The 21992-nt window shown below is 58.5% G+C and carries 22 protein-coding genes and 4 tRNA genes; 23 read left to right on the top strand and 3 right to left on the bottom strand.

Annotated features, from left to right (window positions below):
* Positions 1–59: 59 nt before the first annotated feature.
* From def to EH55_RS09570, 21 genes are all read left to right on the top strand, one after another.
* Positions 60–551 (top strand): peptide deformylase, encoded by a 492-nt coding sequence (gene def / locus EH55_RS09665; protein WP_037977196.1) that lies wholly within the window; start codon positions 60–62, stop codon positions 549–551.
* Entirely contained in the window at positions 551–1483 is a 933-nt protein-coding gene (gene fmt, locus EH55_RS09660; protein WP_037977194.1) for a methionyl-tRNA formyltransferase, read from the top strand. Before def ends, fmt begins: the two co-directional genes overlap by 1 nt.
* A 12-nt stretch (positions 1484–1495) precedes the next feature.
* Positions 1496–2038, top strand: a complete 543-nt coding sequence (locus EH55_RS09655; protein ID WP_236617106.1) for an NUDIX hydrolase — start codon at positions 1496–1498, stop codon at positions 2036–2038.
* Positions 2035–2940 (top strand): tyrosine-type recombinase/integrase, encoded by a 906-nt coding sequence (locus tag EH55_RS09650; RefSeq protein ID WP_037977192.1) that lies wholly within the window; start codon positions 2035–2037, stop codon positions 2938–2940. The genes EH55_RS09655 and EH55_RS09650 overlap by 4 nt, the downstream gene beginning before the upstream one ends.
* Positions 2941–3023: 83 nt before the next feature.
* On the top strand, positions 3024–3851 hold the full coding sequence (locus EH55_RS09645; protein WP_037977190.1) for a purine-nucleoside phosphorylase: 828 nt from the start codon (positions 3024–3026) through the stop codon (positions 3849–3851).
* Entirely contained in the window at positions 3848–5155 is a 1308-nt protein-coding gene (locus tag EH55_RS09640; RefSeq protein ID WP_037977188.1) for a thymidine phosphorylase, read from the top strand. Before EH55_RS09645 ends, EH55_RS09640 begins: the two co-directional genes overlap by 4 nt.
* A gap of 74 nt (positions 5156–5229) precedes the next feature.
* A tRNA-Sec gene (locus EH55_RS14240) sits at positions 5230–5326 on the top strand.
* 142 nt (positions 5327–5468) lie between these two features.
* A tRNA-Pro gene (locus EH55_RS09635) sits at positions 5469–5545 on the top strand.
* A gap of 105 nt (positions 5546–5650) precedes the next feature.
* Positions 5651–5724: transfer RNA gene (locus EH55_RS09630), tRNA-Gln, on the top strand.
* A gap of 11 nt (positions 5725–5735) precedes the next feature.
* Positions 5736–5811, top strand: a tRNA-Glu gene (locus tag EH55_RS09625).
* 117 nt (positions 5812–5928) lie between these two features.
* Entirely contained in the window at positions 5929–6633 is a 705-nt protein-coding gene (locus EH55_RS09620) for a histidine phosphatase family protein (protein WP_051682807.1), read from the top strand.
* 69 nt (positions 6634–6702) lie between these two features.
* Positions 6703–7305 (top strand): sigma-70 family RNA polymerase sigma factor, encoded by a 603-nt coding sequence (locus EH55_RS09615; protein WP_037977186.1) that lies wholly within the window; start codon positions 6703–6705, stop codon positions 7303–7305.
* A 41-nt stretch (positions 7306–7346) separates the two neighbouring features.
* Entirely contained in the window at positions 7347–7961 is a 615-nt protein-coding gene (locus tag EH55_RS09610; protein WP_037977184.1) for a hypothetical protein, read from the top strand.
* Positions 7962–7998: 37 nt separating this feature from the next.
* The gene (locus EH55_RS09605) at positions 7999–9897 is read left to right on the top strand and encodes a BamA/OMP85 family outer membrane protein (protein WP_037977182.1); all 1899 of its coding nucleotides are present in this window, start codon (positions 7999–8001) and stop codon (positions 9895–9897) included.
* Positions 9875–11146, top strand: a complete 1272-nt coding sequence (locus EH55_RS09600) for a hypothetical protein (RefSeq protein WP_037977180.1) — start codon at positions 9875–9877, stop codon at positions 11144–11146. The genes EH55_RS09605 and EH55_RS09600 overlap by 23 nt, the downstream gene beginning before the upstream one ends.
* A gap of 22 nt (positions 11147–11168) precedes the next feature.
* On the top strand, positions 11169–12212 hold the full coding sequence (gene lpxD, locus EH55_RS09595; protein ID WP_037977400.1) for a UDP-3-O-(3-hydroxymyristoyl)glucosamine N-acyltransferase: 1044 nt from the start codon (positions 11169–11171) through the stop codon (positions 12210–12212).
* A complete protein-coding gene (gene lpxC, locus EH55_RS09590) occupies positions 12199–13029 on the top strand; it encodes a UDP-3-O-acyl-N-acetylglucosamine deacetylase (RefSeq protein WP_037977179.1) in 831 nt (276 codons plus the stop codon). The genes lpxD and lpxC overlap by 14 nt, the downstream gene beginning before the upstream one ends.
* A gap of 32 nt (positions 13030–13061) precedes the next feature.
* The gene (gene fabZ, locus EH55_RS09585; protein WP_037977174.1) at positions 13062–13535 is read left to right on the top strand and encodes a 3-hydroxyacyl-ACP dehydratase FabZ; all 474 of its coding nucleotides are present in this window, start codon (positions 13062–13064) and stop codon (positions 13533–13535) included.
* Between the two features lie 4 nt (positions 13536–13539).
* Entirely contained in the window at positions 13540–14361 is an 822-nt protein-coding gene (gene lpxA, locus EH55_RS09580; RefSeq protein ID WP_037977173.1) for an acyl-ACP--UDP-N-acetylglucosamine O-acyltransferase, read from the top strand.
* Positions 14354–14839, top strand: a complete 486-nt coding sequence (locus EH55_RS09575) for a KdsC family phosphatase (RefSeq protein ID WP_037977171.1) — start codon at positions 14354–14356, stop codon at positions 14837–14839. Before lpxA ends, EH55_RS09575 begins: the two co-directional genes overlap by 8 nt.
* Positions 14826–15953, top strand: coding sequence for an LptF/LptG family permease (locus EH55_RS09570; protein WP_037977170.1), 1128 nt, complete (start codon positions 14826–14828; stop codon positions 15951–15953). Before EH55_RS09575 ends, EH55_RS09570 begins: the two co-directional genes overlap by 14 nt.
* Positions 15954–16036: 83 nt before the next feature.
* Here EH55_RS09570 and selD read toward each other — a convergent pair whose 3' ends face one another.
* Positions 16037–17068, bottom strand: a complete 1032-nt coding sequence (gene selD / locus EH55_RS09565; protein WP_081839530.1) for a selenide, water dikinase SelD — start codon at positions 17066–17068, stop codon at positions 16037–16039.
* The gene (locus EH55_RS09560) at positions 17069–18091 is read right to left on the bottom strand and encodes a biotin--[acetyl-CoA-carboxylase] ligase (RefSeq protein ID WP_037977164.1); all 1023 of its coding nucleotides are present in this window, start codon (positions 18089–18091) and stop codon (positions 17069–17071) included.
* 99 nt (positions 18092–18190) lie between these two features.
* Between EH55_RS09560 and prfB the strand changes: the two genes are divergently transcribed.
* Together prfB and EH55_RS09550 are read left to right on the top strand one after the other, a co-directional pair.
* Positions 18191–19295, top strand: a protein-coding gene (gene prfB, locus EH55_RS09555) for a peptide chain release factor 2 (protein WP_141730541.1) whose coding sequence is annotated in 2 segments (ribosomal slippage) — positions 18191–18262 and positions 18264–19295 — 1104 coding nt in all. Because the reading frame shifts where the segments join, the coding sequence is not laid out codon by codon here.
* A 16-nt stretch (positions 19296–19311) separates the two neighbouring features.
* Positions 19312–21612, top strand: coding sequence for a SpoIVB peptidase S55 domain-containing protein (locus EH55_RS09550; protein ID WP_037977159.1), 2301 nt, complete (start codon positions 19312–19314; stop codon positions 21610–21612).
* On the opposite strand, the gene EH55_RS09545 is transcribed toward EH55_RS09550, so the two are convergent.
* Positions 21599–21955 (bottom strand): diacylglycerol kinase, encoded by a 357-nt coding sequence (locus EH55_RS09545; protein WP_037977156.1) that lies wholly within the window; start codon positions 21953–21955, stop codon positions 21599–21601. The two genes, EH55_RS09550 and EH55_RS09545, sit on opposite strands and share 14 nt — an antisense overlap.
* Positions 21956–21992: the final 37 nt, after the last annotated feature.

Here is a 21992-nt window from a genome sequence, read left to right as displayed (position 1 = left end):
GGGGCCTCTTTTTACGTTAAAATATGGGAAGACGAAATAATAACGGGAGGTCATAGCAAGTGGCCGTCAGAAAAATATACATTTACCCGGACGCGGCGCTCCGCAGAGAAACGGAAGAAGTAAAAGATTTTGACGAGGATTTGCAAGCGCTCGCGGCCGACATGTTCGAGACCATGTACGCAAGCGACGGCATCGGCCTCGCTGCACCGCAGGTCGGGGTGTCGAAAAAATTAGTCGTTATAGATTACCAGGGCGACAAAAACGTGCTCGTCAATCCAGTGATCACTAAGGAAGAGGGCGAAGTGACGCGCGAAGAGGGCTGCCTGAGCTTCCCGGGAATTTACGAAAAAGTCCTCTCTCCGGAAAAAATCTCCGTGAAATATTTCGACGAAAACGGAAAAGAGTACGAACGCGACCTCGAAGGCTTCACGGCCTGCGTATTCCACCACGAGATCGACCATCTGAACGGGCGCCTGCTCATTGACCGCGTTTCGCCGATGAAACGGGCGTTTTTAAAGAAAAAAATGTCGAAAAAGGCGGCGGAGGAGTAATGCCCCTCTCCGTAGGCTTCATGGGCTCGGGGCGCTTCGCAGCCCGCTGCCTCGAATTGATATCGGAAAGGGCGCGCCCGCTGTGGGTGCTTACGAACGTCCCGCGCGAAGCGGGGCGCGGCATGAAGCTGCAGAACACACCCGTCTTCGACGCGGCGCGCAGCCTCGGGCTTCCGCTCTATACGACGGCGAGGCTTTCGACGGACGCCGAACGCGTCGAATGGCTCAAAGCGAACGCGCCCGACGCGATCCTCGTCATCGACTTCGGCCAGATGATAAAGGAGCCGGTGCTTTCGATGGCGCGCCTCGGCTGCATAAACGTGCACCCCTCTCGCGTGCCGCAGTATCGCGGATCTGCGCCGCTGCAGCGCGCGATCATGGACGGGCTCTCTTCGACCGCCGTCTCTATCTTCCGTCTTGACGCGGGAATGGATACGGGACCGCTGCTCGCTCAGCCTGAGCTGGAAATCTCGCCGTCGGACACGCTCTCCACGCTTTCCGAAAAGGCCGCGAAACTCGGCTGCGAGACGCTGCTTCGCTATATCTGCGACGTGCCCGCCGACGGATGGAGATTCACGCCCCAGAGCGGGGAAGGGGCGTCCTTCGCCCCGAAAATAGATAAATCCGAGGGAAAGGTAAACTGGTGCGAGGAAAGCGCAAAAAAAATATTCGATAAAATACGCGGAATCGGAGAAAGCCCCGGAGTTTTCTGCACGGTGCGCGGCAAAAGGCTGCGCATCCGCGGCTCGGAAGTGGCCGAAGGCGCCGGCGGCGAGCCCGGCCGCTGCGAGATCGTCGGCGGCTTTCCCGTCGTCTCCTGCGCCCGCGGCGCCCTTAAGCTGACTGAGGTGCAGCCCGAAGGCAAAAAAACGCTTCCCGCCGGCGACTGGGCGCGCGGCGCGCGCCTTGAGAAGGGTGAAAAATTCACATAGGAGGCATGGATTTTGAGCGAAAATCCGCTGCGCAACATAATCAGCTCCGAATACGTTTATAAGGGACATATAGGCAACCTTCGCGTCGATATGGTGAAATTCCCCTCGGGCGAGCTCAAGCCGCGCGAAGTGGTCGAACACAAGCCGGCCGTCGCGATACTGCCGGTGGATGAGAAGGGCAGGATACTGCTCGTGAAGCAGTACCGCCACGCGGTAGACGAAGAAATTTTTGAGATCCCCGCCGGAATCGTCGAGGACGGCGAAGAGCCACGTGGCGCGGCGTCCAGAGAACTTCGGGAGGAGATAGGCTTTCTGCCGCGCAGGCTCGAAGAGATCGCGGAAATTTACAGCTCGCCGGGCTTCTGCACGGAAAAAATTTACGTCTACTACGCGGCGGAGCTGGCTCCGTCGCCGCTGCCGCAGGACGACGACGAATATATCGAAGCCTTCGGCTTCGCGCCGGCCGAGATCGAAAAAATGATTTCCGAAAGAAAAATACGGGACGGCAAAACGGTAATGGCCTATTACTGGTATAAGTCGGGAAATCCAAAATGAAGGCGGAGTTCGGCGGAGAGCTCGGCAAAACGATAGGGCGCTTCATAGACTACCTGCGCCTCGAGCGCGGATGCAGCGAAAACACGCAGCGCGCTTACGCTTCCGACCTTAAAATATGGGAGGCCTACTGCCGCGATGAGCGGCGCGACCCGCTCGACCTGCGCGACGACGCGGTGGCGCGCTTCCTGCGCGCTAAGCTGGCGGAAGAACGCAAAAAATCCACCGTGCAGCGGATGGGCGCTATGCTTCGTTCCTTCGCGCGCTTCTTACAGTACGACGGAGTCACGGACAATTTGCCGCGCCTCGCGCCGCTGCCTTCGCGCGAGAAAACCCTGCCGCAGATAATGACGGAGGGGGAGATACAGCGCATCATGAATGCATGCGAGGACGGCACGCCGCTGGGAAAACGCGACAGGGCCTTTATAGAGCTGGCCTACGGCGCCGGGATGCGCGCCTCCGAGCTCTGTAATATAAGGCTGCGCGACCTCGATTCGTCAAACGAGATCCTCTACGCGCGCGGCAAGGGCGACAAGGAGCGCACGATCCCCTACATCGGCGCGGTGCGCCGCCTTATCGAGGAATACATCTCAGATTACCGCCCGCAGCTGGACAAGCGCGGCGAAGAATGGCTCTTCCTCTCCCGCAGCGGCCGGCGGCTGTACCGCGAGACTCTCTGGGTAATACTGCACAAGCGCGGAGTCGAGGCCGGCATCCCGCGGGAGCGCCTGCATCCGCACGTGCTGCGCCATACCTTCGCAACGCACCTTCTGCGCAACGGCATGGACCAGCGGACGCTGCAGGAGATACTTGGACACAGCTCCATAATGACGACCGAAAAATACACGCACATGGACACGGAGCTGCGCGACAGCTACGACAAATACCACCCTCTCGCTCGTTGACGCGTCGCCAAAAACAGACGCGGCTGCGGGGGCGGATAAAAATTATAGCGCTGCGGGATAGCCGGGCGGAGGAGGAAATAAAAATGTACTACTGGGACAAAGTCGACGAAGCGCAGAAATTCATCGAAAAAATAAGCGGAGGATTTTCCCCTAAAGCCGCGATCATGCTCGGCTCCGGCCTTGGACACGGCGCGGAAAAGATTGAGCGCCCAATGACGATACCGTACGAGGACATACCTTACTGGCCGCGCTCGACAGCTCCGGGGCACGAGGGCAAACTACTGCTCGGCTGTCTGCGCGGCACGCCTGTGGCGGCTATGCAGGGGCGCGTGCACTTCTACGAAGGCTACACGATGGAAGAAGTAACGTTCCCGGTGCGCGTGCTTGGCCAGCTCGGAATAAAAGCCTTCGTTGCCACCAACGCTTCCGGTGCGGTGAACACAGATATACGTCCCGGCTCCATCATAGCGATAGAAGATCATATAAACTTCATGGGCAGGAACCCCCTCGTCGGAGTCAACCATGACGAATGGGGGACGCGCTTCCCCGATATGACGACCGCTTACGACCGCGAATTCATCGCCGTACTCGAGCGCGTCGCCGCTAAGGAAAACATTCCGCTGCGCCGCGGCGTTTACATCGCCTTCAGCGGCCCCTCTTTCGAGACGCCTTCGGAGATCCGCATGGCGCGGCTGCTCGGCGCAGACGTCGTCGGCATGTCGACGGTGCCCGAAGTCATCGTCGCCAACCACATGGGCATCCGCGTGCTCGGCATATCCTGCGCCGCGAACTACGGCGCCGGCATCACGATGCAGAAGCTGACACATAAGGATGTCCTGGAAGCGATGGCCAAAGCGGCAGCCGGAGTAGCGCGGCTTGTGGAAGGCTTTATAGAGGAGGCGCGGCTATGAGCTTCAATATGGTCGACTTCATCGAAAAAAAACGCGACGGCGGAGCCCATTCTAAAGAAGAACTCCAGGCCCTCGTCGCGAAAACCGTCTCCGGCGAGCTGCCCGACTATCAGCTTTCCGCGTGGTTGATGGCCGTCTACTTCAACGGGCTCGGCGACGACGAGACGATGCACTTCACCGAGGCGCTCGCGGACTCCGGCGAAAGATACGCCTTTCCGAAGGACATGCGCGTAGTAGACAAGCACAGCACCGGCGGCGTAGGCGACAAGACCACGCTGATACTGCTGCCTCTTGCCGCCGCCTGCGGCGCCGTCGTCTCCAAACTCTCAGGCCCGGGGCTCGGCTATACGGGCGGCACCGTCGACAAATTCGAATCGATACCGGGAATGAAAATGCACCTTGCGTCGGATGAATTCATCGCGCAGGCGCGCCGGATAGGCTGCGCGGTCTCCGGACATTCGAAAGAGCTCGCGCCGGCCGAGGGAAAATTTTACAAACTCCGCGACGTCACCGGCACAGTGCCGTCGATACCTCTCATCACTTCGAGCATCGTCAGCAAAAAACTCGCCGGCGGCGCGGCGGGCTACGTCTTCGACGTAAAATGCGGCAGCGGCGCCTTCATGAAGGATGCTAAAGCCGCCGAAGCGCTTGCGCGCAACCTCGTCAAAGTCTCGAAGAAACTCGGCAAAAAAGCCGTGGCCGTGCTCAGCGATATGGAGCAGCCTCTCGGCGAATGGGTCGGCAACGCCGCGGAAATCTACGAAGCGGTCGAAGTCCTGAGCGGCCGCGGTCCATCCGACACGCGCGAACTGTGCGTCACGCTCTGCGGCTTCATGCTCGCACTTGCCGAAGCCGCCGAAAGCCCCGCCGACGGTAAAGAAAAGGCGGAGCGCGCCCTATCGGACGGCTCGGCGCTCGCGAAATTCGCTCAGATAGTGGAAGCGCAGGGCGGAAACGCGGAGGTCGCCCGTCGCCCTCTTGAGATACTGTCCAGAGCGCAGAAAAAATATTCGCTGAAAGAGACGAAGGGCGGGTTTATTTCGCGCCTCGACGCGCTCGCGGTCGGCGAAGCGCTGCGCTCGCTCGGCGGAGGCCGGCTTAAGCTCGATGACGAGATAGACCGCGCGGCCGCGATCCGCCTCAACAAAAAAATAGGAAGCGCCGTCGCGGCGGGAGAAAGCGTCATCGACCTGTTTTACGACGACGAAGAGAAGCTGAAAGAGGCGCTCCGCTGTCTCGAAGGCAGCTGGAACGTCTCAGGAAAAGCGGAAAAGCGCAGGCTGATAATCGGCGCAATCGAGTGAAAGAGGACCAGACGGACTTCGGCAAAAAACAATTGCGGTAAAGCCGACTTTTTGATAAACTTTATCGCGGCGATGGAGGCGCTTTTCGGCCGGTGCCGGGCCCGGACTTCAAATCCGGTGGGGGGAGTTAACGACTTCCTCGGTGTGTTCGACTCGCACACGCCTCCGCCATTTCATAAAATAAAGTAATTCCCGGCGGGCCCGCGCTTCAGGCGTATCCGTCAGGCGTCGAATCGCAGCCTCCGTGCTGCTGAGGAAGCCGACTGCGGCGATGTTTTTAAAAAATACGTTTCATGATATAATCTCGCTGTTTCGGGATGTAGCGCAGTCTGGTAGCGCACCTGCTTTGGGAGCAGGGGGTCGTCGGTTCAAGTCCGACCATCCCGACCATTGTCTGCCGTCGTCCCGCAGGCGGCCCAGCCGGCCCTCTGGCGGCGCTTTTCCGGCTGTTGACAAGATTTGAAAATCTTATATAATAACCGTTGTCTGTTCCGTTGGGGTATGGTGCAACGGCAGCACGCCTGACTCTGGATCAGGTAATCGAGGTTCAAATCCTTGTACCCCAGCCATTTAGTGGAATGGTCCCTTCGTCTAGGGGTCCAGGACGGCGGGTTCTCAGCCCGTTAACAGGAGTTCGAATCTCCTAGGGACTGCCAATATATGCCTCGCGCCGCTGAGAGGCGCGAGATTTTTTGAAGGGGGAGCGTCTTCTGCGTTCTCCCTCTTTTGTAATTGTCTAAGCGCTGGGCGTTCGGATGAGGAGGTCTGCGTTTATGCCGGTAAATATGGCGGAAGATGGAAATGTGGCGCCGGGACTTTCAGCTCCGATAGGCGGCAAAAAAATTTTTTTTGTCAGGCATGGAAAGACCGAGTGGAATAATCAGCTCCGCTATCAGGGAGCGACGGATATCCCGCTGAACGCGGAGGGGCGCCTTCAGGCGCGGAGGGCCGCGCTGAGGTTTTCGCTTGCGAAAGTCGACGCCGTTATTTCAAGCCCGCTTTCGCGCGCCTACGAAACTGCGGAGGAGATAGCTTCGTTTCATAAAGGAGCCGCGGTGGAAAAGACTTCTCTTCTCACCGAAGTGGATTTCGGAGAGTGGGAGGGGCGGACCGTCGCCGAGATAAGGGAGAATTACGCCGAAATCTTCGAGGCGTGGAGGGTGAATCAGCTTAACGTCGACGCGCCCGGCGGAGAAAAAGCGGACGATCTGTACGAGCGCTGCGGCGAGCTGTCGAAGCTTCTGCTTGCGAGACCGGAGCGGAGCATCGTGGTCGTCGGGCACGGCGCGATGCTTCGCGCGCTTTTCCCGCGGCTGCTCGCTCTGCCGCGCGTCAGTTATTTTTGGAGGACGCGCATCGACAACTGTTCGATAACCGCTTTCGGCGCCGACGCGGGCAGGTTCGTGCTCCTTTTTCAAAACGACACGACGCATTTGAAAGTGGCGGAGGGTAGAATCGCTTCTCTTCCGCTGCTGTAGCGTAAAATCTCTTAAACTGTGGTAGAATTAGATAGTTGCTAAGCTTGTCTCTGAATGGGATGTGGTTAAATGCGCAATGAGACGGAAAAAGTTACGGAACGCCGGGATGAATCGCAGCTGTGGAAGGACTGCGCGGCCGGGAGCGAGGAAGCGAGGGAAAAGCTCATTCTCGCGAATCGCCCCATGGTCTACTGGCTGGCGAAAAAATTAAAGGTTCCCTACGACACATATCAGGATTTGATTCAGGAGGGGATGCTCGCCCTTATAAGCGCCGTCGATTCTTTCGACCCGGAGCGCAGCGTCCGTTTCTCTACGTTTGCCTACTACAAGATTCGCGGAAGGATGATCAACTTCCTGCAGCGCGTCGAGGCTAAGGCTCCGACGCCGGTGGACGACTCCGAGCTTGCCGACGGCAGCTACGAAAATTCGATGCTCTACGGCGAGGCGAGCCGCAGCGAATGGTCGATAGATCTGGAAAACGCGCTTTCGCAGCTCTCCGAGCGCGAGACGGAGATCATAAACGCGCTGATAATGGAAGGGCGCATCGCACGCGAGGTCGCCGACGAAAAGAATATCGACATCAGCCACGTTTACAGGATAAGAAGAAAGGCCCTCGCAAAGCTGAAATCATGGCTGGGGATTTACTCCGGCGGTGCCACAGATGAGGCGTAAGCTGGGATAATCTTTTTATCGTTGCCTGTGGGGTGAGACGGATGAAACAGAAGATCACAAGACTGCAGAGGTGGCTTGACAGGCTCGCCGCCGCCTGCGAAAGCCGCAAGTGGAAGTCCGCGGTGGCGGAAGCGGACTGCCTTTCGGCCGAGCTTAAGCAGGTTCGCGAGGAGCTGTGGGAAGAAGCAGAGGCCGAGAACGTAAAAATCCCGCTCTCGGTCCGTGCGGGAAATATGGTATTTTCCGGCGCGAAATCTTTTGCCGTCGCAATTATCATAATCTGCCTTACGACGCTTCCGATCGCCGTTGAAAGCGGCATCCCATCCATGTCCGCGTCGCTTCCTTCGGTGTCCGCCGGCCGCTCTGAAGAATTCGCTATAGTGACGTCGGAGGAGAAAGAGCTCCTTACTATGCTGCGCAGGAGCCTCAATGACAGCAATGTCGCAGTCCGCGCGGCTGAGATCAGGAGCCCCGATTCGAAGAGGGCTTTCTCCTCCGTACCCGTTCAGAAAAGGGCGAATACACCTGCCGCGCCCGCTCAGGCGAGGCCGAAGGCGGAAAATAACAAAATCAAGCCGGAAGATCTGCTGACGCTCGTACAGATCGGGGAGAAGAGCCTTCGCGGGGGAGAGCCGGCGATCAAGATCGTAAATTAAAAAATTTTTTACCCCTTGTATTTAAGGAGTGGTATTTGTGCTGGGAAAAACAAAGATTCTTGCCCTTATCCTCGCGCTTACATTTTCGGCGTCGTGCTGCATGGCTGCGGAGGAGAGCGCGGCGTCGCATGATGAAAGCGCGCAGCAGAGCTCCGCGGCGAAGCCCGAACAGCCGGAGCCTCCGGAAATGGAAAAGCTGACGGGGCCCGTCATAGAGAGCGTCGAACTTAAGGGCAACGAGGAAGTGGCGGCCGAGCATATCATGAGCGTCGTCACCTCTAAGGTGGGCGAGCATGTCGACGAAGAAAAGCTCCGCAAGGATGCGGACGCGATATTCGAACTCGGATTTTTCAGCTCGGCGGATTACAAAGTGACCGATGAAGGCGACGGCGTCAAGGTCACGTTCGTAGTTCAGGAAAACCCGAAGGTCGGAGAGATCAAATTCATCGGCAACACCGTATACGACGAGGACAAGCTGAAAAGCGCCATATTCACGCAGCCCGGAATGATATTCAACAGGACGTTTTTCCGCAACGACCTTCAAAGGATAAAGGAAAAATATCAGTCGGACGGCTATGTTATGGCGAACGTCAAGGACGTTAAGATCGACGGAGACGTTATAACCGTCGAGATCATAGAGCCGAAGGTTTCCGACATAATCATACAGGGCAACAGGATCACGAAGAAACACATCATCGAACGCTATCTGAAAATAAAACCCGGAGAACTTTTCAACGCCAATAAGCTGCGCCTTACGCTGAACCGCCTGCAGGGCATCGGCTATTTCAACGACGTCAACGTCAACTTCGAGCCTGGAGAGAATCAGGACGAGGTCATAGTCGTTCTCACCGTCGAAGAGGCGCGCACCGGCAAGCTTGGCTTCAACGTTTCCTACGGCACGCAGAGCGGCTTCGGCGGCGGCATGAGCTATGAGAACTACAATATATCCGGGCGCGGGCTGAAGCTTAGCGTCGGCTTCGAGCTCGGCGACCGCGAGGAGTACTGGCTCTCGCTCGAACAGCCCTACATGAGCGGAAAGGTGATGGCCTGGAAGTTCGGCGGCTATAAGCGCGCCTGGGACGACATATATTATTACCAGAACGATAAGCAGTACCTGGAATACGACCGCGACAAGTACGGAGCTTTCCTCGGCTTCGGCAAAAAGTTCAGGGACGAATCGAAGTATAACTGGTACGTGCTGCTCGACTGGCATAACACGAAGAACGACAATATGAGGGAAAGGGACGGCTTCGTCGAGGACTATCCGGATGAAAGCGCCCGCGCCGAGGAGCTGCGGAGGATCCGCGAAGAAGAGCTCGCCGAAGGCGATTACTATTCGGCGACGCTTTCCTTCCGCCGCTTCAACATCGACGAATACGCGCCCTATACGCGCGGCGACGTCGAGAGCCTTAGCTTCCAGTTCGGCAAGGCTACCGTCAACGAGGAAGACTACAGCTATATGAAATACTGGCTGGAAACGAAGTTCTACTTCCCGGTCGGCAACTTCCTCAAAGGCCTATTCGAAACGAATCTGCTCGACGGCTACGGCGATAAGCCGGTTACCCTCGCCGCCCGTGTGATCGCCGGCTCTTCGACCGGCGACGTGCCTTACGATGAAATGTACACGGTCGGCGGAGACACGACGCTGCGCGGCTATGACGACGACTATTACCGCGGCCGCAACATGGTGCTCGGCAACTTCGAACTCCGCATACCGATGCAGAAGATGTTCTCGTTCGTCGTATTCTACGATATAGGACGCGCCTGGGATTCCGGCAAGATCCGCAACGGTGAGGACGTAATCTACGGCGACGACGGCTGGGGTTCCGCGCCGGGAATTGGCATCCGCTTGAATACGCCTCTGGGAAATCTGCGCCTCGACTATGCGGACGGAGACGAAGGCAGGTTCCATTTTGGCTTCGGAGAGCTCTTCTAAAAGAAAAAACGCAAAATATTTTCAAATCGTTGCGGCAGTGCTGATTGCCGCAACGATTGTTGTTTTCTTCCGCTCCGACGCGTTCGCCTCCGTCGAGATCAAAGGCCTGCCGGCATGGCAGGCTTCACTTGCGAAGCAGAGCCTTGACGCCGTACACGAAGGCATGCCGCGCGGCCAGTCCCTTCCCTACCAGGCTGAGATAATGAAGACCGTCGCGCAGCGCATCTTCGCCGGTTATGAAATAAGCGCGGAGGCGCTGGGAAAAGATGTGATCGGCGTCAATTTTTCAGCGCGGGAAGAGCAGCCTTGGAGCGTCGACGTCAAGGTGCCCCAGATTGGCTCTCCGGCTCTCGAGTGGTTTGAAGACGACGTATCGCCGCTGAAGCCGCAGATCGAAGCGATGCTTGCCGGCGTCCCTCTCGAATCGATAGCGTGGTCGGATAAAGCCCTTCAGGGAGAAATAGAAAAAATCACCGAAGAGGCCCTTCCGGGCTGGGCGCCCTCTCTTCTGATGACGGCGAAGGGCGGCGCGCGCGAAATGTCCGTTTCCTTCGCGCCTAAGATGCCTATGGTCCTTGCGGTAAACCCCGCGCCCGTTTCCAATTCTCTTCCCTCCGTGCTGCACGGCGAGCTGCGCAACAGGCTGATGGGAGAGTCTGCCCCCCTTATCGGGCTTCCAGTCGCGTGGACCGCGAAGCACACCCGCGAGATAAACCTTTGGGCTGAAGATTATATAAACGATCAGAGCATAACGAGGCGTTCCGCCTCCAGCGCGAAAGCCTCCTTTTCCCCCTCTCAGATATCGCAGCTGAACGTGCGCGTCGAGAGCCGCTTGTACACTATAGCGGCGTGGGCGGCGATTTACGCCGGCACGTCGGACCGTTCCGCGGAGCTCGGGCTTCACTTAGGACGCAAAGTCGAGCTGCATCCCGACGTTCCTATGGAGGCTTACGCTGAGGCGATACTCGGCCTGCAGGAGTGGAATTTTTCTTATAGATTCGGACTTCGCTTTCGCCCTGTCTCGGATTTCTGGCTCGGCGGCGAATGGGATACGAAGGATGATATGTGGTGGGCGAGGCTCACGATGGATCCGCAGCTCCACAAGCCCTATTTCTGGCTGAGGGTCAGCGAGGAGGGAGACTTCAACGGCGCCCTCGGATGGCGCGCGACGGAAAATATTTCCTTTGAAGTCGAATACGACGCGCGCGAGGATGACCGCTGGAGTTTGAAGATGCTCGGCAATCTGTAGTTTTGCAAAGGGAATGAAGAAGATGACGGCAAAAAAAATATCGCTCGCAGAGATAGCGAAGCTTGTTGGCGGCAGCGTCAAGGGCGACCCTGAGATTCAGGTAAGCTCGGTGCTGCCGCCGGAAAAGGCGGAACCCGGAAGCATAGCGCCGCTTTGGGAGAAAAAGTATATATCTTCCGTTCGCGACGGGACGCTTCTTCTGACGAAAAAAGGGTGGATCAAAGAAGGGGAGAGCGGTGTCGAAACAGATGAACCGCGCGTCGCCCTTATCGCGCTGCTCGCCTTTCTTGGCGACGAGCCGGCCGCCTCCTCCGGCGTTTCCGGTAGGGCCGTCGTTGCGCCGGACGCGGAAATAGCGGAAAACGTTTCGATAGCCGCGGGGGCGGTGATAAGGTCCGGCGCTAAAATCGGAGAAAATAGCGTGATAATGGAGAACGCGGTCATCTGTGAAGAGGCGGAGATCGGCGCGGGCTGCGTCATAGAGCCGGGCGTCGTCGTCTATCGCCGCTCGAAGATAGGCAAAGGCTGTGTGCTCCATTCGAACGCGGTGATAGGCTGCGAGGGCTTCGGCTTCGTGCCGGACCCCAAGGCCGGCATGGTAAAGATTCCGCAGATCGGAACGGTGCGCCTCGACGACGGCGTCGAAGTCGGGGCCTGCACTTCGATAGACCGTGCGACCTTCGGCGAGACCCACGTCGGCGCCATGACGAAAATCGACAGCCAGGTGAAGATAGGGCACAATTGCGAGATAGGCGCCTATACGATCATCGTCGCCCAGTCCGGCATCGCCGGCAGTACAAAGATCGGCAAAGGCGTCATAATGGCGGCTCAGTCAGGCGCTTCGAATCACTCGACGATAGGCGACGGCTGCACCGTCGGCGGACGCGGAGGCGTCGTGTGCGACGTCCCGGCCGGCTCGACCGTCTCCGGCTTCCCTGCGCAAAATCACAAGCTGGAGCTGCGCCAGCAGGCGGCCGTCCGCCGTCTGCCGGAGCTTTCTCGTCAGCTGCGCGAGCTTGCGAAAAAAATAGAAAAGATCGAGAACGAAAAAGATGCTGACGCTTAAGGGCGAGATAAAAATATCCGGCACGGGGCTTCACTCGGGCGAAAGTTCATCTCTTCGGCTGCGCCCATGCGAGCGCGCCGGCATTTATTTCCGCGGCAGGGACGGGCTCTCTTCCGCCGCGGAGGCCGTAGTCGAAGAAGAGAGCCGCCTGACGGCCTTTTCGCTTCCTAACGGCTTGACCGTGCGGACCGCGGAGCACCTTCTCGCCGCGATCGCCGGAATGGGGCTGGACGCCGTCGAAATCGAGCTTGAAGGCACGGAAGTTCCCATAATGGACGGCAGCGCGTTTCCCTTTGCGGAAGCTATAAAGGAGTGCGGCACATGCGAAACTGGTAAAGCCGCACCGCGCCGCTCGATTTCCTATCCTGTGGTCGTCGAGGAAAACGGCGGCAGCCGCTCCCTGACAGCCGCTCCTTCTGAAAAGCTCTCGGTGACTTACGTTATAGACTATCCCGGCACTCCTATAGGCACTCAGTTGGTAAAATATGACGTTACGCCGGAGCTATTTTATAATATAATTTCAAAGGCGCGCACGTTCGGGCTGACGTACGAGCTCGATTTCCTGAAGAAAAACGGCCTGGCGAAGGGTGGAACGCTCGGCAACGCCCTGCTCTTCGATGAAAAGGGACTCGTCGGCGGCCAGGAATTGCGCTTCCCGCTTGAATGCGTTACCCATAAGGTGATAGACTTGCTCGGAGATATGGCTCTTGTCGGAGGCGTTCCGACGGGGCATTATATCGCTGTAGCCGCGGGGCACAGCATCCACGGGAAGCTTATGAGGCGTCTGCGGACGCTCTTCAGACAGAATAATAATTGAAGGCAGTATAACGAGGAGGAAAACGAAAAACAATGAGAGTAGAGATCAGTCAGCTGCTGGATCTTTTGCCGCACCGCTACCCCTTTCTGCTTGTCGACAGAATAGAAGAGATCGTGGACACCGACGAAATCAAGGAAGTTACGGGCTACAAAAACGTCACCTACAACGAGCCCTTTTTCCAGGGACATTTCCCCGACGAGCCCATCATGCCGGGAGTGCTGATACTCGAAGCCATGGGACAGGTCGGCGCGATACTTCTGAAGGTGCAGCCGGAGTTTTCCGGAAAAGAGAGAAAGCTCGTCTATCTGACCTCCGTCGACCACGCGAAATTCCGCAAGCCGGTCAGACCCGGCGACTGCCTGCGCACTACGGCGCGCCTCAAGAGGCGCCACGGCAACGTCGGAAAATTTGAGTTCGTGGCTAAGGTGGACGGTGAAACGGTAGCGGAGGCCGAGATGGGCTTTATGATCGCGCCGGATCTCACATTGACTGCGAAGGCGCAGTGACATCATGAGCGTTCAAATACACCCGACTGCGATAGTTGAAAAGGGCGCGGAGCTCGGGGAGGACGTTACGATCGGCGCCTACTGCATAGTGGACGCGAAGACGAAGATAGGCGACGGCACGGTACTGCGCCCCTTCGCGAGCGTCTGCGAATATACCGAGCTCGGAGAAAACTGCACGATATATGAGCACGCGGTGATAGGGGGGGTGCCCCAGGACCTCAGCTTCCGCGGCGAAGAGACCCGCGTGAAGATCGGGAAAGGCGTCGTGTGCCGCGAATTCGTGACCATCAACCGCGCGGTCGGCGAGGGCGGAGCGACGACGGTGGGCGACGGCTGCCTTATAATGGAGGGCGTGCACTTTGCGCATAACGTCACCGTCGGGCGCGAATGTACGATCGCGAACAAAACCGGACTTTCGGGGCACGTCTGGATCGGGGATTATGTCGTGATAGGCGGTATGAGCGGCTTCCACCAATTCACGCGCGTCGGCTCGTACTGCATGATCGGCGGAATGTCGCGCGTGACGCAGGACGTGCCGCCCTATGCTCTGGCGGCGGGGATCCCGCTCCGCGTCTACGACATCAACAGGGTCGGGTTGAAGCGCAGGGGTTTCGATATGAAGACCCGCTCCAAGATTCGCGAAATGTACAGAATCATCTATAATTCGGGATTGACGAACAGAGAAGGGCTTGCGAGGATCGGCGAGCTCTATCCGGAAGACGCGGAGGCGAAGATGATACTTGACTTCGCCGAAGCGAGCAAGCGCGGCCTCACTCCGCGCATGACGCAGGACTGGACGCACGGGAGCGAAGAAAAAGTTGATTAAGCTCTTCGCTATGGACGTCGACGGCACGCTGACGGACGGCGGAATCTATATGGACGGCCGCGGCGGCGAGCTGAAGCGCTTCGACGTCAGGGACGGACAGGGGATAGCGATGCTGCTGAAAAGCGGGGTGAAGGTCGTCTTCATCAGCGGGCGCTATTCGGCGCCCACGCAGCAGAGGGCCGACAATCTGAAAATATCCTGCTGCATCAACGGAGCGAGCGATAAGCTGAAGGAGCTTTCCGAGCTCTGCGGCGGCTGGAATATCTCAAGGGACGAAGCCGCGTACGCCGGCGACGACACGCCCGATGTAGAATGCGTAAAATGGGCCGGGCTCGGCATAGCGGTGGGCGACGCGCATCCTTCCGTCAGGGCGGCCGCCGATTTCGTCGCAAAGGCGCCTGGGGGGCGCGGGGCGATCCGCGAGAGCGCGGAGTATATACTGAAGATGAATGACGGGGAAGAACATGAAGATAAATGACGTTTTCTCATTAAAGGTCAGAGTGCTGGACCGCTATATTCTCGGCGAACTGAAATCGCCGTTCTTTTTCGGCCTCGTCGCCTTCACCACGATACTTGTCGCGGGCGGCCTTCTCTTTCAGATGGCCGACCTCATTATCCAGAAGGGCGTCTCCGTCGGCATCGTGATAAGGCTCTTCGTCTACTACATGCCGCGGCTCGTCGTCTTCACGATTCCGATGAGCTGCCTTCTGGCTTCGCTGCTCGGTTTCGGGAAACTTTCCGCGAACTCGGAGATCGTCGCGCTGAAATCCGCCGGGCTATCCTTCCAGCGCATCGTCCGTCCAGTAACGGTCGCGGCGTTCTTTATATCGATAGTAGCCTTCATAATAAACGAAAGCGTCGTGCCGCTGAGCGAAAGGGCGGCGGCCAACGTCATGAAATATGAAGTGCTGCGGGAGTCCGCCCCCCTCTTCACTCAGAAAATATTCATCAAAGAAGAGGGCGACGGCGTCGTGAAGCGCGTCATCTACATAGACAGGATGGACAACGACACGAAAGACATGAAAGATGTCACGGTCGAGGAATTCGACCAGGGGCGTCTTGCGAGAATCATCACCTCGCTGGACGGCAAGTGGGAGGATGGCAGCTGGTGGCTGATAAACGGCGCCGTCTACGAGATAAGCAAAAAGACGAAAGAAGTGGGGCTCCTCTTCAAATTCGACAGACAGGCGCTGCGCCTCAACCTCAGGTCCGAGGATATCGAGAACGTGAACAGGGAGCCGGACGAAATGGGCATAAAGGAGCTCCTCTCGCTCATCCGGCTGAAGGAGAGGCTCGGCGAGAGCCCGGGAGAGCTTTGGATGGCTTTCCATCTGCGTCTCGCGGTCCCGTGGGCCTGCCTGATCTTCGCGATACTCGGCGCTGCTCTCGGAAGCCGCCCGCAGCGCGCAAGCTCAGGCGTCGGCTTCGGCTTCAGCGTGATAATCATTTTCGTCTATTACGTCATCATGTCCTTCAGCAAGGCGCTCGGCGAGAACGGCTCGCTGCCCCCGGCTATGGCCGCCTGGGTGGCGAATTTGGTCTTTCTCGCGATCTCGCTGCTGCTGTGTTCGAGGGCCAACAGGCTCGGATAGCGGCGCGGTACGGTGTGAATAAAAAATCGGACGTCCGGCCCCGGACGTCCGATTTTTTCGATTATTGATTATTCTCTTTACGGCTATTTCAGCGTAAGCCCGCCGCGCCCTTCGGTAAATTTTCCTATTATCGCGGCGTCGGGGAAGCCGGAATTTTTAACTATCCTGACGATCTCCTCCGCCGCGTCCTGCGGCGCCGCTACCAGCAGGCCGCCCGAGGTCTGAGGGTCGAACGCGATATCCTCTGCGAATCTGCCGATCTTCGAGCTGTTCGTCACCCTGCCGCCGACATAATTTTTGTTTTCGTACGAGCCGGCCGGGATGAGCCCCATGTCGGCCATCTCGGAGATTCCCGGAAGAAGGGGAATCTTTGAGCAGTCGATTTCCAGCGATACCCCGTCCGGCGCCAAGTCGAGCGCATGCGACGCGAGGCCGAAGCCCGTCAGGTCCGTCGCGGCGCTCACGGCGCGGCGCAGCTCCGCGGGCAGCAGCGGCGGCACCGCGTTTAGCTTAGCCATAGAGCTCTCGGCCGCAGCGACGTGTTCCGGCGCGAAGAGGCCGGCCTTTATCGCGGTGACGGCTATGCCCGTGCCTACCGGTTTTGTGAGAAGCAGGACGTCGCCGGCCTTGGCCGCGCCGACCGTCCACATTTCGCTTTTTTCCACCTCGCCGAAGACGGCGAGCCCGTATTTCGGTTCTTCGTCCTGCACGCTGTGCCCGCCTGCGAGCACCGCCTGCGCCTCGATCACCTTGCGCGCGCCGCCGTCGAGGATTTGACGCAGTACCTCGATCGGCTCGCAGGAGGTGGGGAAGCAGACGATGTTCAGCGCGATAAGCGGGCGCCCTCCCATCGCGTAGATGTCGGAGAGTGAATTCGCCGCCGCTATCTCGCCGTATCTGCGCGGATCGTCGACGACGGGCGTTATGAAGTCCGTCGTGAGGATTCCGATCCTTTCTTCCGTTATCTTCCATAGCGCCGCGTCCTCTCCGTGCGTCCACGAAGCGAGCAGTTCCTCTGAATGGAGGACCGGAAGTCCCTTTAAAATTTCGTCAAGCTCCGCCGGAGCGATCTTCGCCGCTCAGCCGCTTGTTTTGGCGCGTTCCGTCAGCCTCATCTACTTCGCCTCCCCGGCCGCGCGCAGATGAACGACATCCGCCGCGGCAAATGTTTTTTCGCCTTCGCGCGTCTTTACGATTATCGCGCCCTGGGCGGTGACGCCCGAAGCCGTGCCGGTCACGCTCCCGTCGTCGCAGATGACCTTTATCTCCCTCCCGAGCGTGTCGCAGCCGGCGCGGTAGAGCTCAAGCAGCGCCTCGGCGCCGCCGCCGGAAGAAAGAAGTTCGAGCAGCGCGGCGAAGCGGCCGAGGAAAGCCGTGAGTATCCTCCAGCGCGGCCAGCTTTTTCCGCTTTCGATCAGCAGCGACGTCGCGCTACCGCGCAGCTCCTGGGGAATCTCCCCGGGCTCCATGTTCACGTTGACGCCTATGCCGGTGACCGCGTAATATATCCGCTCTGCTTCGCCGGCGGACTCGCTTAAGATTCCGCAGAGCTTTCTGCCACGGCATAGCACGTCGTTCGGCCATTTGAGCTCGGCCGCGACGCCGCACTCTTCGCGCAACGCGTTTTTCAGCGCGAGCCCGGCGGCGAGGTTGAGAAGCTGCACCTCGCCGGGAAGCAGCGCCGGTCGCAGCAGCACGGAGAAGGTCAGATTCCTGCCGCCGACGCTCTGCCAGCTTCTGCCCATGCGGCCGCGCCCGTCGGTCTGCGCCTCGGCGAGCACGACGATCCCAGCTTCGCGCCCTTCGCGCGCCAGCTTTTTTATCGCGCGCTGCGTAGAGTCGATCTCGTCGAAGCATATGCATTTATTGAATATCGGGTTGTCCTTCAGAAAATATTCGATCAGCGTCGGAGCTAGCGCAGTCACGTCGTCCACGCCGGGCAGCCTGTAGCCCCTCCGAGGAAGAGATTCGATCGGCAGGCCTTCGGCCTTGAGCGCCGAAATATTTTTTGCGAGCGCCTGCCTCGAGACCGAGAGCCGCTGTGCGAGCCGCGCGCCGGGGACGATTCCGCCGCGCTCCGCGATGAGCGCTTCAAGAATCCTCGCGCGGCTCGTTGTCTCTTCGCTGGCTTTTGCCATACGCCGCCCCCCTCAATACATTTCCTCTTTCATTATATACGCATTTATTGGTTTGCGGTTATAATAAAAACCTAATCGTATTTTTTGGAGGGGTTATCGATGGTCGTGCTGCCTATTTCAACCGTCATGACGAACCTGCGTTCATCGTTCGATGAGCTGCGTGAAAGTCTTTGACCTGCCCGGAGCCGAAAACAAATTAAGAGAACTCAATAAATCTGTGGAAAAAGAGGGCTTCTGGAGCTCCCCCGACGCCCAGTCCGTCACGCGCGAAATATCGTGCGTGCAGTCGCGCGTCGACAAGGCCAACGAGATGAAGGGCGAGTTCGAGGAGGTCGAAGCGATAGCCGAAATGCTCGCCGACGGAGAGGACGCCGAGCTGGAGGAAGAATTTTATTCGCGCGCCGAAAAGCTTGAGAAGGCGATAGAGGATTATCAGACAGTGATACTGCTCGACGGAGAGTACGACGCGGGCGACGCGATAGTGATGGTCCACGCGGGAGCCGGCGGCCTCGATTCGCAGAGCTGGGCGCAGATGCTGTACAGGATGTACATGCGCTGGGCCGAAAGCCGCGGCTACGGCGTCAAGCTGATAGACGAGCTGCCCGACCAGGAGGGCGGGATAAAAAGCGTCACAGTTTCGGTGAAGGGAAATTACGCTTACGGCTACCTGAAGGGAGAGCAGGGCGTCCACCGCTTGGTGCGCATTTCGCCTTTCGATTCGGCCAAGCGCCGGCACACGAGCTTCGCGTCGGTAGAGGTGATGCCCGTGCTGCCCGACGGCGTAGAGATAGAAATCCGTCCGGAAGATCTGAAAATGGACACCTTCCGTTCGAGCGGAGCCGGCGGCCAGTACGTCAACATGACGGACAGCGCGGTGCGCATCACGCACCTGCCGACGGGCATAGTCGTGAGCTGCCAGACGGAGCGCTCGCAGCACATGAACCGCGCTACGGCGATGCAGGTGCTGCGCTCAAAGCTCTTCGAGCGTTCGCTGCGCGAGCGTCACGAGCAGCTCGAAAGCATACAGGGAGAGAAGCGCTCTATCGCGTGGGGCAGCCAGATCCGCTCGTACACGCTGCAGCCCTTTCAGTTGGTGAAGGACCACCGCTCCGGCTGCGAAATAGGAAACGTGCAGGCCGTGCTCGACGGGGGGATCGACGAGCTGATAATGGCCTATCTCAGATTCTTGAAAAATGAAAAATAAAACCTTGGAGAGTAAAATGAAAAAAGCCGCAAAAATACTTTCAGCGCTTGCGATGGCCGCGCTGCTCGCCTCCGGCGCACGCGCGGAGGAGCGCTTCGTGCCGAAGGAGCCGGTGATGCCGCTTTCACAGATCCGCCCGGGGATGCTCGGATACGCGAAGACCGTTCTTCAGGGCACAAAGATAACGCCGTTCAAGGTTAAAATCGTCGGCGTCGTCCCCAGCAAGTCTAAGCCGCGCAATCTTATAATGGTAGAAGTCCTCGACAAATATATCCGTGAAAACGGCGGAATCGCGGCCGGCATGAGCGGCTCGCCGGTATACGTCGACGGCAGGCTCATCGGCGCGATCGGCTACAGCTGGTCCTTCGCCGACAGCAGCATGGGGCTCGTGACCCCCGTCGAAGAGATGCTTAAAGCGATGGAATGGCGGCAGAAGCTGCCGTGGTTCGACGTGCCGCCGCTTCCTCCCGACGAAGCGGACAAAAAAGACGCGGAAAGCGACGCGGCGTCCGACGACAGGGCGCCGGGCTGCGGAGCCGCGTCGGCAGATAAAATCATCTCCGCGGACAAAGCCGCGTCCGGCGATAAGGCGGCGCCGGGCGGTAAAACGGCTTCCGGCGACGTCGCGCTCTCCGGAGATAAAACTATATCGGGAGACGCCCTGTCGGAGGATAAAGAAATACTTTCTGGCGACGTTAAGATAGATTTCGACGAAGAAGCTTCCGGGAGCGGGGCCCCGCGGGAAAAGATGACCCTGGCGTCGGACGGCGTCAGCGCGCGCTACGCGGCGCGCCTCGGCAAGAAGCTCGGCGTTTCGATAATTCCGCTCGGTTCCGAGTCGGCTGGCTCCTCTCCGGTAGACCTGCGGTGGCGGCCGGAGCCGGGCGCCGCGGTAGGCGCCGCGATAGCGTGGGGCGACGTCGTGGTCGGCGGCGTAGGCACGCTCACGGCCGTATCTAAGGACGGGCGCTTCATCGCCTTCGCGCATCCGATGTTCAACAGGGGGGGCGTCTCTTACGCGATGACGCAGGCCAGCATCCTGAGGACCGTCCCCAGCATTGAAAGCTCGTTCAAGCTCGGCTATCTCGGAAAGATAGCCGGCGTCGTGACGCAGGACAGGCCGGAAGCGATAGGCGGGCGCTTAGGGCAGCTTGCCGCCGCTTCGAGCTATACCGTCAACTTCCACGACGTCGACGAAAGAAAAAAAGAGACGAAACGTTTTCAGACCGTCGCCGACCCCTTCATCGGCCCCGAGATAGGCTCGGCCGGCATACTCGGCCTCGTCGACGACCTGTGGGCAAGAAAGGGCGCCGGCACTGCGCTCGTAGCGTATACGGTCTCAGGCGGCAACATGAAGCCCTCCTGGACGCGGCGCAACATCTTCTATTCGCCGAAGGACGCGGTGAAGGCGATGCAGAAGGAGATAGAGTCCCTCGGCAAGGTCATCTCGCGAAACCCCTTCAGGGAGATAAACCCCTACGGCGTCACCGTGGACGTCGAAATGACGAAAACGCCGCGCGTCGTCTACATCGACAAGATCAAAATAGAGGATGAAAAAGAAGAATATTCTCCCGGCGACAAGGTAAAGGCCGTCGTGACCTTCCGCCCGTGGCGCAAGGCTCCCGTCAAAAAGACATTCGAGCTCAGGATTCCGGAGAACGCCGTCTCCTTCTGCGAAGTTACTGCGCGCGGCGGAGGCATAGAGGAGCCGGAGGAAGAGCCGCTTATAACCGGCATACGCGCGATTACGACCTTTAAAGAATTCGTGACGGAACTTTCGGCGAAGGAGACGAACAACCAGATAATCGTCGAGATAGGCGGCCCCGAAAAAGATTCGCCGGAGAAAAAGAAGCCGTATAAATCGACCGACAAAGATAAGGAAAAACTTTCCGAAAGCTCTGCGGTAAAAGAGGAGGACTCGGAAAACAAAAAGCCGGAGGCCGGGCGCGACAAGAAAGAAAACAAGAAAAAGGGGAAGGACTCCTTCACGCCGGCCGACATGATGGAGGAGCGCTTCGTCAGCGAAATAAACGCCGAAAGAATAAAAAACCGCGAAATGGTTGTCGCGGATACCAATTACTACGTCGAGGGAGTGCTGCGCACCTTTATTAAAGTGAAGGGCGGCTCGGCGTCGGACATGCTGCAGAGCAAGCTGGCCCAGCTGATGGGCGGTGGGGAAGAGGAAGAGGAGGAATACGCGCCGCCCGAAGATGAGGAGGATGAGGGCGGAGAGGACGGCGGAGACGGCGACGAAGGTGACGGAGAAGGGGAAAGCCTGAGCTTCTCGGGGCTCGGGCGCGGAGCTAAAAGAAAATGATTTTCAGGCAGACGCCGTAGCCTATAATAAGCGCAAGCAGGACGGCGGCCGAAAGAGTATCCTTTATCGCGCGCACTTCCTCGCGGTAGGCGGGGCCGAAGTGCGCGTCGACGAACTCTTCGACCGCCGTGTTTATCAATTCTATCGCCATCGGGAAGAGCGACGCGAGAAATACGAGAAAGACGCTGCCGCAGCCGCGCCGCATGGCTATCGCGAGCAGCGTCGCGGCCGCTGTGCCGAAAGCCTCCTGGCGCACGGCCTTTTCATTGACGAACGCGCTCCTGAGCCCGTTTAAAGAATAAAAAGTCTTTGCGAAAAGCCCCTTATTTTTCCACTCTTTCACGACGCACTCCACCCAGCCGGTTCATATGGACCAATTA

This window comes from Synergistes jonesii (genome assembly GCF_000712295.1).
Lineage (GTDB): Bacteria > Synergistota > Synergistia > Synergistales > Synergistaceae > Synergistes > Synergistes jonesii.
This window is presented reverse-complemented; position numbering and strand designations above follow the sequence as displayed.